Source organism: Streptomyces sp. W16, assembly GCF_033194735.1.
Classification (GTDB): Bacteria; Actinomycetota; Actinomycetes; order Streptomycetales; family Streptomycetaceae; genus Streptomyces.
This window is the reverse complement of record NZ_JAWOAI010000053.1, coordinates 16,371-30,234: the sequence shown is the minus strand read 5'-3', so window position 1 is coordinate 30,234 and position 13,864 is coordinate 16,371. Positions and strand designations below refer to the sequence as shown.

Sequence of the window (13,864 nt, the reverse complement as noted above, 5' to 3'; positions counted from 1 at the left end):
TGCCGCGCCCGCCCGGCGCACCGGCGGACAGACCGCCGCGCTGGTCGTCCTCTTTCTGCTGGGCGGGCTGTTCGCCTTCCTCGCGCTCGCGATGACGGCCTTCGGCGGCGGCGACCCCGACAGCAGCACCGGCGAGTGGCTCGGCCTCGCGGGCTTCCTGTGGGCCGTCACCGGACTGCTGGTCTGGCCCGCGGTACGGATTCTGCGGCGCACCCGGCGGACGTGACCTACCGCAGGTACGGGTTGCCCTGCTGCGCCGGCATGACCACGTACAGCGGCTGCTTCGAGGGCGGGGTGTCGAACATGCCGAACAGCAGCAGTCCGGCGGCCAGGAACATGGTCAGCACGACGGCCACACCGAGGAACGGGTCGCCGCTGGAGCTGCCTCCGGACGCCGCCCACGGCAGCGTGACGCACTCGTAGAACGCGAAGGACGCGAAGGCACCCCAGTCCGAACCCCTGCCGCGGCGGATCGCCGCGTACAGGAAGGGCACCCACACCAGCAGGCCGCACGACCCCCAGGCGAGGAACACCCAGACGATCCGCTGCCACCAGCCGGCTTCCAGCCGCTTTGCCATGTCAACCCCCCAAGGTCGGGCCAAGGTTATGGCACGGGCCGTCGCCCGGGGGACGAACGGCCATGTGAGCCACCACGCAACCAGGCGGACGCCCGCCACGCTCCGTGCCCGAGTACGGCGTTTGTCCGGTCCGCGTTCCCTGAAACGCGAGTTTTTGCCGTGTCGTGAGGGAATCTTGTGGCGATCGAGAGGATCTGTTTTCCGGGCCCAAGGACAGCGTCGATTATCGTGCGATTCGCTGGGGTCCCAAGTCCCGCGCGCGCACGGACAGTTCCGTACCAGGGCCGTACGACCGTAGTCCTACGGCGTCGCCGCGCCGGACCCGCGCAGCTTCCGGGGGCCCTCAGGGGGCCGACAATTTTCCGGCGGACGTCGTACACGTCCGCTTGTCATGAACAGGGGTGGGGTTTTTCGTGTCCGAGCATCGGCAGTCGAAGAAGCGCAGATACATCGCGTGGGGCGTCGCGGGTGCCGCCGTCGTCGCCGGGGGCGGTATCGCCGCGCAGACCTCGATGGCCGCCACGACCTGGCCCGCGCAGAAGACCTACACGGGCCGCGCCTTCGACACCTGCGCCGCCCCCTCCCTCGCCGCGATGAAGGCCTGGCACGGCGGCCTCTACGGCGCCGCCGCCGTCTACATCGGCGGCAAGAACCGCGGCTGCAGCCAGCCCAACCTCACCGCCTCCTGGGTCAAGTCCCTCACCACGGTCGGCTGGAAGTTCATCCCGCTCTACGTCGGCTCCCAGCCCTCCTGCGGCTCCGGCGGCTCGGTGAAGATCAGCGCCACCACCGCAGCGGCCGTCGGCAAGTCCGAGGCGGACGACGCGGTCGCCAAGTCCGCGGCGCTCGGCTTCAAGGCCGGCAGCCCGGTCTACCTGGACATGGAGTCGTACGACACGACGAACACGTCCTGCAACAACGCCGTGCTGACCTATGTGCGCGCCTTCGACAAGGAACTGCACGCCAAGATCTACCGCAGCGGCCTCTACGGCTTCAGCAGCTCCAGCGCCAAGGCGATCGCAACCGCGACCACCAAGACGGACCTGCCGGGGAACCTCTGGTACGCGCTGTGGGACAAGGTCAACACGACGACCTCGGACTGGCCGTGGGGCTCCACCCAGTTCACCGACCACAGCCGCGCCCACCAGTACATGGTCAACAGCAAGGAGACCCGCGGCGGTTACACGATCACCGTGGACCGCGACGCGTGGGACGCGCCGGTGGCCATCACCGGCTGAGCGGCACGGGAACGGGTTGAGAGCCGGGGGCGGGCAACCGGTGCCGACAGCCGGGTGCCGGGTGTCGGCTGCTGACGGCCTGGTGCTGAGGGTCGAGGGGTGAGGGCGATGAGGATGTTGAGGGTGCTGAGGGCGTCTGCCGCGCCGGTGCTGCGGACGCCGGCCGTGCGCGCGGGGTTCGCCGTGCTGCCGGTCGTCAGCCTGGGCCTGCTGTGTCCCGTCCCGTCCCTCGTCCTCGCCCTGCGGCGCCGCACCCGCGCCGACTGGCTGGCCTTCGCCGGGTTCACCGCGGTCCTCGCGGCCTGGATCACCGAACTCGCGCTGACGCCGGTCGACACGCACGGCGCGTTGTTCGGCGTGGACCTGCTGCTGGTCACCCTGTCCATGGCGGGCGCCTCGGCGCACGCGTGGCGGGCGTGGCCCCGGCGAGCGGGGGGTCTTGTGGCGGGTCAGGCACATGGCCTGGTGGTCGACCGCGCGGAGGGCCTTTCGATGGATGCGATCGACCGCGCGGAGGACCCTTCGATCGATGCGATCGTCCGCGCGATCGACCGCGCGGACGGCCTTGCGATCGTCCGCGCGGACGGCCTTGCGATCGTCCGCGCGGACGGCCTTGCGATCGACCGGGTGCAGGACCTTACGGCTGATCGGGCAGGCGACCCGGTGGTCGAACGGGCTGAGGAGTAGCGGTACATGGGCAAGCAGGTCCGGCAGGTCACGCAGGCGCGTCCGGTCCCGGCGGAGAAACAGCGACGGCTCACGCGCGTGGGGCATGCCGTGGTGGCCGGGCTGCGTTCGCTGGGCGGTCGCACCATCGCCATGATCGCGACAGCGCTCGCCGTCGTCCTCGCGGTGATCGTGACCGGGATCGTCCTCTCCAGGCACGACAGCCGCCCGCCGATCCCCGCCACCCGGGCCCGGCACTACACCGACACCGACGCCTGCCTGCTCACCGACCACCAGGGCATCAACGGGAGCACCGCCGCCACGGTCTGGCGGGGCATGCAGGACGCCTCACTCAGGACGCACGCGCGCGTGAGCTACACCTCGGTGACCGGCGAACAGAGCACCGCGAACGCGCGCCCCTTCCTCAACGCCATGCTCCAGAGCTCCTGCGAGGTCGTCCTCGCGGTGGGCGGCTCCGAGGTGAGGGCGGCGCAGGAGACGACGGAGCGCTACGCGAAAGTCGGCTTCGTACTCGTGGGCAGCGACAGCAGCGACGGTGCGGGTGCGGACAAGACCGCCACGAACGTGTCCTGGGTACCCACCGGCGACGGACTCCGCGCGGCGGTCACCGCGGCCGTGGAACGAGCGCTGGACGCCCGCGGCTAGCGCACGCGTGTGTGCCGGGTGCGTGCCGGTGCCCGAAGTCCTGGTGAATCGTTGGTCGAATGGGTTGGCCACAGGCGACCCACTGCCTAACATCGATCACCGCAAGACTTTGTGCGCCCGCCCGTCGCCCGACCACCACCCCTGATGGAGGCGCTGCGCGCCGCACCTGTTATTGCAATCTCCAACGGGAGGCTCCCTTGCACCGCCGCCGTCGCACCGCGCTCGTCCTCACCGCCGTGATCGCCGCCGCGGCCCCCGCCCTGACCGCCTGCGGAAGCGAAGCGCATCCAGGCGCCGCGGCCGTCGTCGGCGGGCAGCGCATCACCGTCGCGCAGTTGCAGAGCAGGGTCAACGAGGTGCGCGTGGCACAGCGGGCGGCCGTCCAGGACCAGGCACAGTACGTGCGGGCCATCGCCACCACCGGCGGCCTCACCCGCGAGACGCTCTACGGCATGGTCTTCGACCAGGTCGTGCACCGCGCCGCACAGGACGCCGACGTCACCGTCACCCGCAAGGACATCCAGGACATGCGGGCCGCCCTCGCCCAGCAGGCGGGCGGCTCCAAGGCCCTGGAGGCGACCTGGCTGGCCCAGTACGGCGTCCCCCCGCAGCGCCTCGACGAGAACCTCCGCCTCCAGGTGGAGGGCACCAAACTCGCCACGAAGCTCGGCACCGACACCAGCCAGCCCGCCTTCTGGAAGGCCCTGTCGACCGCCTCCAAGGAACTCCACGTCGACCTCAACCCGCGCTACGGCACCTGGGACGTGGAGAAGAGCAGCCGGATCGACGCCAAGACACCGTGGGTACGCGAGGTCACGGCGGCGCAGACACAGAAGCCGGCGTAACGGTACGGCGGACACGGCATCCGGAGGGCTGGGTTACGTTCGGAGGGTGAACGAAACCACCCCCGGTCCCGAGAGCACCCCCGCCTCCGCCCCCGCTCCTGGCCGCATCGTCCTGCTCACCACCAGCCACCGTGTCGCTCCCGGACTGCTGTCCTGGCCCGCCTGGGAGGCACTGCGCACCGCCGACCGCGTGCTGTGCGCGGACGGTACGCATCCGCAGCTGCCGTATCTGAGCGAGGCCGGCATAGCCGTCGTCGAGGCGTCCCCGACCGCCGAGGAACTGGTCGCCGTCTGCGCTGGCGGTCACACGGTGGTGATCGTGGCCACGGGTGAGGGCGAACCGGCGTTGACCGACGGCCTGGCCCGCCTCGCCGGCTCCGGCCGCGTCCGGATGCCCGAACTGGAACTCCTCCCCGCCTCCTACGACCTGCCGGGCGCCCGCCTCCTCGACCTCGTCCAGGTCATGGACCGCATCCGTGTCGAGTGCCCGTGGTCCTCCCAGCAGACCCACAAGGGCCTGGCGAAGTACGGCATCGAGGAGGCGTACGAACTCGTCGACGCGATCGAGAAGGACGACCGCGACGAACTCCGCGAGGAACTCGGCGACGTCCTCCTCCAGGTCGTCTTCCACGCCCGGATCGCGGAGGAGGACCCCGAGACCCCCTTCTCGATCGACGACGTGGCCGGCGGCATCGTCACCAAGCTGATCCACCGCCACCCGCACGTGTTCGGCGACGAGACGGCGTCAACTCCCGAGGAGGTGAAGGCGCATTGGCTGCGCACGAAGGCCGAGGAGAAGCGCCGCACCTCTGTCACCGAGGGCATCCCCATGGGCCAGCCCGGCCTCGCCCTCGCGGCGAAACTGGCATCACGCGTACGGACGGCGGGACTTGAGGTACCGCTGCCGCTGTCGAAGGGGGACGACGGCATCGGTTACGAGCTGCTCGCGCTGGCGGTACGTGCCGAGGCGGACGGCGTGGATCCGGAGGCGGCGCTGCGGGCGGCGGGGCGGGCTTACCGGGATGCGATCAGGGCGGTGGAGTCGGCGAGCGCGGCCGGACGGTGAAGTAGGGCGGGTGAGGTCGCTCCGACGGGCGGATCCAGGGGCGTGGGCTCAGTACCGTTGGGGCAGGGACGGTTTCGGGTGTGGGGGAGCGCGTGGACGACGGGGAGATGGAGCGGCTGGCCGACGAGGCCGTCGATGTCTTGGTGTGGGGATTGGGATCGCCCGACTGGACGGACTGGGCGGCGGTCCGGGCCGAGTTCATCGTCTGGCTCGGACGGCGCGGACTGGACGCGTACGCGCAGGACCTCGCCACTGTCAACGGGGGGAGGGGAAAGCCCCCCAGCATGGGGCAGATGGCACTGTGGCGTCGTCAACTGCTTGAGGGAATCCGGCGGTCGTCCAACCCCATGGCCACCGACGAACTCCGCGCCCTCATCGGTCGGTTCGGCCCGACCGGGCAGCTCGCACCTAATAAAGACGGAGCCCTTCCCGACGCAGGCCAGCTGACGAGCCAGCCCCCGCTGCCCGAGCCCACCGACCGAGACCACATCGACTTCCGCCGCAGCACCTTCAACGGACAGGTCGTCGGCGTTCAGCACGTGAACAACACGTACGCTGCCCCGCCGCCGGATACCGCCCAACCAGGGCCGCTCGACTGGCCGTTGGCGAAGGACATCGAGCCGCTCACCCACGGGGTCCGGCCGACCCGGAGGATGAAGGGGCTGCCCGCGCTGCCGCCGTACGTGCGCAGGGATCAGGACGGAATGGTCAACTCGGCGTTGGAGCAGGCGCGTTCGGAGGGCGGGTTGGTGGTCGTCCTCGGGCAGGCGTACGCGGGAAAGTCGCGTACCGCCCTGGCGGCGATGGCTCAAGTGGCCCCCGACTACCGGGTGTTCGCGCCCGCCCAGCACGAAGACCTGCGGACGCTGCCCACGCTGCTGCGGGGCCGGACGGAGCGGTGTGTCGTCTGGCTGGACGACCTCGACGCGCATCTCGGGAGCGGTGGTCTGGAGCCGAGACTGCTGGGCCAGTTGACCGGGCTCGAAGCGGTCGTACTGGCGACGATGCGGGAGGACGCCTACGCCAAGTACGCCCGAAGGACGTCCGCGCAGGGCCGGCTGCTGGGCCTGGCGCAACTCGTCGAACTTCCTCGCGCTTGGGGGCCCGCCGAACGGAAGCATGCTGGGGGGGCTAGTGATCCCCGGCTCATCGAGGCTGCCCGAGAGAGCAGCACGGTGGGCGTCGCCACCTACCTCGCCATCGGCCCCCGCCTCTGGAACGACTGGCAACTCGCCCCGAACCGCGAGCGGCACCCTCGCGCCTACGCGCTGGTGCGGGCGGCGGTGGATCTGGCCCAGTGCGGACTGAAGGGGCCTTTGCCGCAGGACCTGTTGGTGAAGGTGCACGAGGGGTACGGCATCGCGGGGCTGGAGCGGGAGTCCCTGGAGGACGCCTGGGAGTGGGCCGGGCAGAAGCGGTACGGGGTGCTGCGCACGCTGAGATGCGGTGAAGGGGAGAAGGGACCGTTCGCGGACGTGCTGCCGTATTTCGTGCACACGGCGGAACAGGACGAGACGTTCCCGCCCGTCGCCGATTGGGTGTGGGGCCACGCGCTGGAGGCGGCGCGGGCGAACCCGGCGGCGTACGACGTCGAGAGCGTCGCCGCCGGGGCACGGGCGGCGTATTTGCGCAAGGCGGAGGCGGGGGACGCGGCGGCCATGCACGCCCTCGGCCTGCTCGAAGAGAGCGTCGGGGAGGGGGAGAAGGCCGAGTCGTGGGTCCGGCGGGCGGCGGAGGCCGGGTGGGCCGAGTCTGCCGGGCACCTTGGGCGGATGCTCGTGGAGCGCGGTGAGAGCAGGAAGGCGGAGCCCTTCCTGGAGTCGGCCGCCGAAGCCGGGGACGGTGACGCGGCGACCTTGCTCGGCAAACTCATGTTGGAGCGAGCAGAACGGTGGCTGAGGAAGGGGTTCGAGGCGGAGAACCCGGAGGCCGCGCACCGCTTGGGCGATGTGCTGCTCGGAAAGGGAGATGTCCTGGCCGCAGCCGTTCCCTACAGCGAGGCGGCAAGCATGGGATACGCCGGGGTCGCCCTGAACATGGGCTTGATGCACCTCCTGTGCAACGAGCGCGAAAAAGCCCAGGTATGGCTGGGGCGTGCGGCGAGCGACGGCAACGAGTGGGCAGGTGACCTGCAACGACTTCTGTGGGTCGAGCCGGAGTCCTTGGCGACCGCCGCTGAGAGCTTCGCGGTGACCGACGGTTGGCCCCTCTCCATCGCCCACCACGGCGTCGTACTGGAGAAACAGGGCCACCCCGACGAAGCCCGCGCCCAGTACGAGAAAGCCCACGAATCCGGCGACTCTTACGGCACCTACCGCCTGGCCACCCTCCTCGAAAAGCAAGGTAAGCCCGCCGAAGCCACAACCTGGTACCGCAAAGCCGCCGACATGGGACACCCCGCCGCCCTGAAGGCCCTCGCCGAGCGCCCCGCCACCCCGGATACCGTCAAGGAGTGACAGACCAGCCAGCCCAGCCGCACCCCCACCCCTCCGCCCCCGTACCCGCCCCCGAACTCTTCACCTGGGAGTTCGCCACCAACCCCTACCCCGCCTACGCCTGGCTCCGCGAGCACGCCCCCGTGCACAAGACACGCCTCCCCAGCGGAGTGGAGGCCTGGCTGGTCACCCGGTACGCCGACGCCAAGCACGCCCTCGCCGACCCGCGCCTGTCCAAGAACCCCGCGCATCACGACGAACCGGCCCACGCCAAGGGCAAGACCGGTATCCCGGGTGAGCGCAAGGCCGAGTTGATGACGCACCTCCTCAACATCGACCCGCCGGACCACACCCGTCTCCGACGGCTGGTCAGCAAGGCGTTCACACCCCGCCGGGTGGCCGAATTCGCGCCGCGCGTGCAGGAGTTGACGAACGATCTCATCGACCGGTTCGCGCAGACCGGCTCCGCCGACCTCATCCACGACTTCGCCTTCCCGCTCCCCATCTACGCCATCTGCGACCTGCTCGGCGTCCCCCGCGAGGACCAGGACGACTTCCGGGACTGGGCGGGCATGATGATCCGCCACGGGGGAGGACCGCGCGGTGGAGTCGCCCGGTCCGTCAAGAAGATGCGCGGCTATCTCGCCGACCTCATCCACCGCAAGCGCGCGGCCCTCGCCGACAGCCCGGACCCACTCCCCGGCGAAGACCTCATCTCCGCCCTCATCCGCGCCTCCGACCAAGGCGAGCACCTCACCGAGAACGAGGCCGCGGCGATGGCCTTCATCCTGCTCTTCGCCGGCTTCGAGACGACCGTCAACCTCATCGGCAACGGCACCTACGCCCTCCTCACCCACCCCGAGCAGCGCGCCCGCCTGGAGAAGTCCCTGGCCGCGGGTGAACGCGAACTCCTCGAAACCGGCGTCGAGGAACTCCTGCGCTACGACGGCCCGGTGGAGCTGGCGACCTGGCGCTTCGCCACCCGCCCGCTCACCCTCGGCGGGCAGGACATCGCGGCCGGCGACCCCGTACTCGTCGTACTGGCCGCGGCGGACCGCGATCCGGAACGGTTCGCCGATCCCGACGTCCTCGATCTGGGACGGCGTGACAATCAACACCTCGGCTACGGCCACGGCATCCACTACTGCCTCGGCGCCCCGCTCGCCCGGCTGGAGGGGCAGACCGCGCTCGCCACGCTCCTCACCCGCCTGCCCGACCTTCAACTCGCCGCGGATCCGGCCGACTTGCGCTGGCGCGGCGGGCTCATCATGCGTGGACTGCGCACCCTGCCCGTGGAGTTCACCCCCCGAGCGGGCACGCCAACCCCGTAAACCTGGACCGAACAGGCCATCTCGCCCCGTAAACCCGAAGATGACAGTTCCTCAAGTCTGTGATCTTCACGTGATCTACGTGGCATTAACTTGTGACAAGTGATCGACTGCGGCTACGTTCACGTACCAGCGCGGCGCCCCGCAGCACCCGCCGCGCGGTCCCCCCGCCGTCACGCGAAAGGCCCTCCGCATGCTCTCCGGGAACGGTCGTCACCGTCGCCCCCGTCAGGCTCCGGCAATCCTCGTCGCGGCCGGCGTGACCGGCTCCGCCATCGCCATCCCCCTCCTCGGCGCCGCAGCCGCGAACGCCGCCGACGGCACCACCTGGGACAAGGTGGCCCAGTGCGAGACCGGCGGCTCCTGGAGCGAGAACAGCGGCAACGGCCACTACGGCGGGCTGCAGATAACCCAGGACGACTGGGACAAGTACGGCGGCGAGGACTACGCCCCGACCGCCGACCTCGCCAGCCGTTCCCAGCAGATAGCCGTCGCCGAGAAGATCCTCGACGCCAAGGGCACCTCCGCGTGGATCACCTGCGCGCTGCTCTCCGGCCTCACCACGACCTCGGGTTCGGCGAACGTCGACACCGGCGTCGCGAGCGACTCGCCGTCGGCCAGTGCGACGGACTCCTCGGGTTCCTCCGACTCCTCCGACTCTTCGGGGGCCTCCGGATCGTTCGGGCTGTCCGACTCCGGCAACACGGAACCGACTCCGTCCGATTCGTCCGACTCCTCCGGCGGTGACTCGCAGAGCCCCACGCCCTCCGCGACGGACAACCCCACCAAGTCCGACAAGTCCACCACTCCTTCGACGGACGACGGCTCGGCCACCGCGTCCCCGAAACTCGACGAATCGGACAACTCGGAGCAAGCGGTGGGCAAGTGGAGCCTTGTCGACACCGGCGCGCTCGGTGACTCCTCCGAGCAGGCGGGCGACCAGGGGGTTGAGCAGCAGAGCACCGGCAAGCATCGAGGAGCGAGCGCCGAGGAGAGCACGGAGAGCGCGGTGACGCAGTCGTACACCGTCCGCGCCGGCGACTCCCTCGCGTCCATCGCCGACTCCCTTGGCTTCGAGGGCGGATGGCGCGCGCTCTACGCCGAGAACAAAAAGGTGATAGGCGCCGATCCGTCCGCTGTCGTCGCCGGTCAGACCTTGGACGTCAGTGCTGAAACGGGCTGAAAGTAGCAGCAAAACAGCGGGAGTTCACGTCACGCTTCGCGCCGAATGTCCGCTTTGGTGAAAGTGTGGGATGAGTCTCAGAAGCCCTGATCGTCTTTGAAATTCCGCGGTTTCCCTGTCTACGGTCAAGGCCGCTCGTCACCACGAGCCCCGGCTGCCGCACACGCCGAGTCCTGCCAGCGGCTTCCGGGAACATTCGTCGCGTCAAGCGCCGTAGGCAGGAGCGGGGGACCCAAGGTAAGTGCCGGGCCCGGGAGTTGAGAGACGACCGGAACCGGCTTGGGGTTAAGTCGCGCACCGAGAGGTGTGCGGCCGGGCAACTCACACGGCCCGAACCCGACAGCTCACCTCGCAGGCGTCGGTGAGGGGATTGGGATCTTCCATGCTGTTTTCCGGCAAGGGCAAGCACCGTCGTCCGTCCAAGGCCACCCGCGTCGCCACGCTCGCCGGCGTGACCGGTGTCGCCATCGCCGCCCCGCTCATGGCGGCCGGCAACGCCTCCGCGGCCACCGCCTCCGAGTGGGACACGGTCGCCAGCTGCGAGTCCGGCGGCAACTGGTCCATCAACACCGGCAACGGCTACTACGGCGGCCTGCAGTTCTCCGCCTCGACGTGGGCCGCGTACGGCGGCACCGCCTACGCCTCCACCGCGAACCAGGCCTCCAAGTCCCAGCAGATCGCCGTGGCGGAGAAGGTTCTCGCCGCCCAGGGCAAGGGCGCCTGGCCCACCTGTGGCACCGGCCTGTCGAGCGCCGCCTACTCCGGCGGCAGCTCCAGCTCGTCGAGCAGCTCGAACAGCTCCTCCAGCTCTTCGAAGACCACCACCGAGCGCTCCACGTCCGACACGACGGCCTCCCGCTCCGCCGAGCGCCCGGCCGCCAAGAAGACCGTCTCCACCCCGACCGGCAAGAAGGTCAAGAAGGGTGACGGCGAGTACAAGGTCGTCAAGGGCGACACCCTCAGCTCCATCGCCGAGAAGCACAAGGTGAAGGGCGGCTGGCAGCAGCTGTTCAAGCTGAACAAGAGCATCATCGACGACGCCGACTTCATCTACCCGGGCCAGCAGCTGCACCTTAAGTAGCTCTCAGCTGAACCACAGCGCCCTCACAACCGTGGACTCCATCATGGAGACCTCGTGAGGGTCACCCCCGTCCCCCACGGGCTCCCCGCTCCGGTGCGTGTTCCCCCGTACGCACCGGGGCGGGGCTTTTTGCGTCCTCTTCAGCGAAGCGTTTTGTTCCGTTCGGAAACAATTTACTCTCGGTTCTGTCCAACAGGCGGCCGAGCGGATGGCCAATCGCCCCGAGCCGGTTAGGCTCGTCTCGCAGAGCCGCTGCGGTGTTGCCGTAGCCGCGTCAGACCCCATGAAGGAGATGCTCGTGCCGTCCATCGACGTCGTCGTAGCCCGGGAAATCCTGGACTCCCGAGGCAACCCCACGGTCGAGGTCGAGGTCGGCCTCGACGACGGCAGCACGGGTCGTGCCGCCGTTCCGTCCGGCGCCTCCACGGGTGCTTTCGAAGCCATCGAACTGCGTGACGGCGACCCCAACCGCTACGGCGGCAAGGGTGTCGAGAAGGCCGTACTCGCCGTCATCGAGCAGATCGGCCCGGAGCTCGTCGGCTACGACGCCACCGAGCAGCGCCTGATCGACCAGGCGATGTTCGACCTGGACGCCACCGACAACAAGGGCTCGCTCGGCGCCAACGCCATCCTCGGCGTCTCCCTCGCCGTCGCGCACGCCGCGTCCGAGGCCAGCGACCTCCCCCTCTTCCGCTACCTCGGCGGTCCGAACGCGCACCTGCTGCCCGTTCCGATGATGAACATCCTGAACGGCGGCTCGCACGCCGACTCGAACGTGGACATCCAGGAGTTCATGATCGCCCCGATCGGCGCGGAGTCCTTCTCCGAGGCGCTGCGCTGGGGCGCCGAGGTCTACCACACCCTCAAGAAGGTGCTGAAGACCAAGGGCCTGTCCACCGGCCTCGGCGACGAGGGCGGCTTCGCCCCGAACCTGGAGTCCAACCGCGCCGCGCTCGACCTCATCATCGAGGCCATCAAGCAGGCCGGTTACATCCCCGGCGAGCAGATCGGGCTCGCGCTCGACGTCGCCGCGTCCGAGTTCTACAAGGACGGCAAGTACGAGTTCGAGGGCAAGTCCCGCTCGGCCGCCGAGATGACCGAGTACTACGAGGAGCTCGTGGCGGCCTACCCGCTCGTCTCCATCGAGGACCCGCTGTACGAGGACGACTGGGCCGGCTGGAAGGTCATCACCGACCGCATCGGCGACAAGGTCCAGATCGTCGGCGACGACCTCTTCGTCACCAACCCGGAGCGCCTCGCCCGCGGCATCGAGGAGGGCACCGCCAACGCCCTGCTCGTCAAGGTGAACCAGATCGGCTCGCTGACCGAGACCCTGGACGCCGTCGAGATGGCCCAGCGCAACGGCTTCAAGTGCATGATGTCCCACCGCTCCGGCGAGACCGAGGACACCACCATCGCCGACCTCGCCGTCGCGGTGAACTGCGGCCAGATCAAGACCGGCGCCCCGGCCCGCTCGGACCGCGTCGCCAAGTACAACCAGCTGCTCCGCATCGAGGAGATCCTCGACGACGCGGCGGAGTACGCGGGCCGCAGCGCCTTCCCGCGCTTCAAGGGCTGACCTCACCAAGTCCCCCCGGGGTTCCACCGGGTCAATCCTTAGCCAGTCGTACGTACGTCCCCGCACCCGGTCCCGTACCGTGTGCGGGGACGTACGCACGTGTGAAGGGGAGGCGGGACATGGCCGTGAAGGACCGGGACCGGTTCTCCACCGCGACCAGGCTCAAGCTGCTCGGCGAGCAGACGGCGGCCCGTGTCTACCGCTCCCAGACCAAACGGCAGGCCCGCCGCTCCCGGCTCACCGGCCGGGCGGCCCTCCTCGCCCTGGTGCTGTGCTCGCTGATCGTGGCGCTCGCCTACCCGATAAGGCAGTACGTCTCCCAGCGCGCCGAGATCTCCGAACTGGAGCGGCAGCAGGCACAGGCCCGGCAGCGCGTCGAACAGCTCCGCGACCTCAAGGCACGCTGGCAGGACGACTCGTACGCGGAACAGCAGATCCGGCAGCGGCTGCACTATGTGATGCCCGGGGAGACGGGCTACATCGTGATCGACCCGGACGCGGCGAAGCAGTCGCGCGCGGAACTGGGGGCGGCCGACCGCCCGTGGTACTCGAACGTCTGGGACGGCGTGGACAAGTCCGACGCCTCCGACCAGTGACTGAACTGCCCAGTCGCTGAACCGAATTGAACTGACAGAGAGACTCTCGTACAGGCATGGAAACGCCCCCGCCGCCCACCCCGCGCACCGAGCCCACCGACGCCGACGTCGAGGCCTTCAAGCAGCAGCTCGGGCGTCCGCCGCGCGGCCTGCGCGCGATCGCGCACCGCTGCCCGTGCGGACAGCCGGACGTGGTGGAGACGGCCCCCCGCCTCCCCGACGGCACCCCCTTCCCGACGACGTACTACCTGACGTGCCCGAAGGCCGCATCGGCGATCGGCACGCTTGAGGCGAACGGCGTCATGAAGGAGATGACGGCCCGGCTGCAGACGGACCCCGAACTCGCCGCCGCGTACCGTGCCGCGCACGAGGACTACATCGCGCGCCGCGACGCCATCGAGGTCCTGGAGGGCTTCCCGAGCGCGGGCGGCATGCCGGACCGCGTGAAGTGCCTGCACGTCCTGGTGGGCCACTCCCTGGCCGCGGGCCCGGGCGTCAACCCGCTCGGCGACGAGGCGATCGCGATGCTGCCGGAGTGGTGGGCCAAGGGGGCGTGCGTACAGCCGCTCGCGGCACCGGACCCGGCCGACGAACTGCCCGCCG

12 protein-coding genes, 2 pseudogenes and 1 riboswitch are annotated in these 13,864 nt (G+C 69.8%); of the genes and pseudogenes, 13 read left to right on the top strand and 1 reads right to left on the bottom strand.

Annotated elements, in window-relative coordinates; genetic code table 11:
* A pseudogene (locus tag R6V09_RS10100) lies at positions 1-226 on the top strand (insulinase family protein); the annotation flags it as partial.
* Position 227: 1 nt separating this feature from the next.
* Here R6V09_RS10100 and R6V09_RS10095 read toward each other — a convergent pair.
* Complete coding sequence (locus tag R6V09_RS10095) at positions 228-578, bottom strand: hypothetical protein (protein ID WP_317881017.1); 351 nt, start codon at positions 576-578, stop codon at positions 228-230.
* Positions 579-991: 413 nt separating this feature from the next.
* Between R6V09_RS10095 and R6V09_RS10090 the strand changes: the two genes are divergently transcribed.
* From R6V09_RS10090 to R6V09_RS10035, 12 genes and pseudogenes are all read left to right on the top strand, one after another.
* Positions 992-1,816, top strand: coding sequence for a glycoside hydrolase domain-containing protein (locus R6V09_RS10090; protein ID WP_317881016.1), 825 nt, complete (start codon positions 992-994; stop codon positions 1,814-1,816).
* A gap of 114 nt (positions 1,817-1,930) precedes the next feature.
* Positions 1,931-2,503 carry a hypothetical protein gene (locus tag R6V09_RS10085; RefSeq protein ID WP_442810009.1) on the top strand — a complete coding sequence of 191 codons (573 nt, stop codon included), beginning with the start codon at positions 1,931-1,933 and terminating at the stop codon, positions 2,501-2,503.
* 6 nt (positions 2,504-2,509) lie between these two features.
* Positions 2,510-3,148 (top strand): hypothetical protein, encoded by a 639-nt coding sequence (locus R6V09_RS10080; protein ID WP_317881014.1) that lies wholly within the window; start codon positions 2,510-2,512, stop codon positions 3,146-3,148.
* Positions 3,149-3,345: 197 nt separating this feature from the next.
* On the top strand, positions 3,346-3,993 hold the full coding sequence (locus R6V09_RS10075) for a SurA N-terminal domain-containing protein (protein WP_317881013.1): 648 nt from the start codon (positions 3,346-3,348) through the stop codon (positions 3,991-3,993).
* A gap of 46 nt (positions 3,994-4,039) precedes the next feature.
* The gene (locus R6V09_RS10070; protein WP_317881012.1) at positions 4,040-5,059 is read left to right on the top strand and encodes a nucleoside triphosphate pyrophosphohydrolase; all 1,020 of its coding nucleotides are present in this window, start codon (positions 4,040-4,042) and stop codon (positions 5,057-5,059) included.
* Positions 5,060-5,139: 80 nt separating this feature from the next.
* Positions 5,140-7,515 carry a hypothetical protein gene (locus R6V09_RS10065; protein WP_317881011.1) on the top strand — a complete coding sequence of 792 codons (2,376 nt, stop codon included), beginning with the start codon at positions 5,140-5,142 and terminating at the stop codon, positions 7,513-7,515.
* On the top strand, positions 7,512-8,825 hold the full coding sequence (locus tag R6V09_RS10060) for a cytochrome P450 family protein (protein WP_317881010.1): 1,314 nt from the start codon (positions 7,512-7,514) through the stop codon (positions 8,823-8,825). Before R6V09_RS10065 ends, R6V09_RS10060 begins: the two co-directional genes overlap by 4 nt.
* Positions 8,826-9,015: 190 nt before the next feature.
* The gene (locus R6V09_RS10055; RefSeq protein ID WP_317881009.1) at positions 9,016-10,005 is read left to right on the top strand and encodes a LysM peptidoglycan-binding domain-containing protein; all 990 of its coding nucleotides are present in this window, start codon (positions 9,016-9,018) and stop codon (positions 10,003-10,005) included.
* Positions 10,006-10,204: 199 nt separating this feature from the next.
* Positions 10,205-10,378, top strand: a riboswitch (cyclic di-AMP (ydaO/yuaA leader).
* Positions 10,379-10,387: 9 nt separating this feature from the next.
* Positions 10,388-11,086, top strand: coding sequence for a transglycosylase family protein (locus R6V09_RS10050; protein WP_317881008.1), 699 nt, complete (start codon positions 10,388-10,390; stop codon positions 11,084-11,086).
* Positions 11,087-11,378: 292 nt separating this feature from the next.
* Positions 11,379-12,665 (top strand): phosphopyruvate hydratase, encoded by a 1,287-nt coding sequence (gene eno, locus R6V09_RS10045; protein WP_317881007.1) that lies wholly within the window; start codon positions 11,379-11,381, stop codon positions 12,663-12,665.
* Between the two features lie 119 nt (positions 12,666-12,784).
* Positions 12,785-13,261, top strand: a complete 477-nt coding sequence (locus tag R6V09_RS10040; protein ID WP_262056247.1) for an FtsB family cell division protein — start codon at positions 12,785-12,787, stop codon at positions 13,259-13,261.
* A 56-nt stretch (positions 13,262-13,317) separates the two neighbouring features.
* A pseudogene (locus R6V09_RS10035) lies at positions 13,318-13,719 on the top strand (DUF501 domain-containing protein); the annotation flags it as partial.
* Positions 13,720-13,864 lie beyond the last annotated feature (145 nt).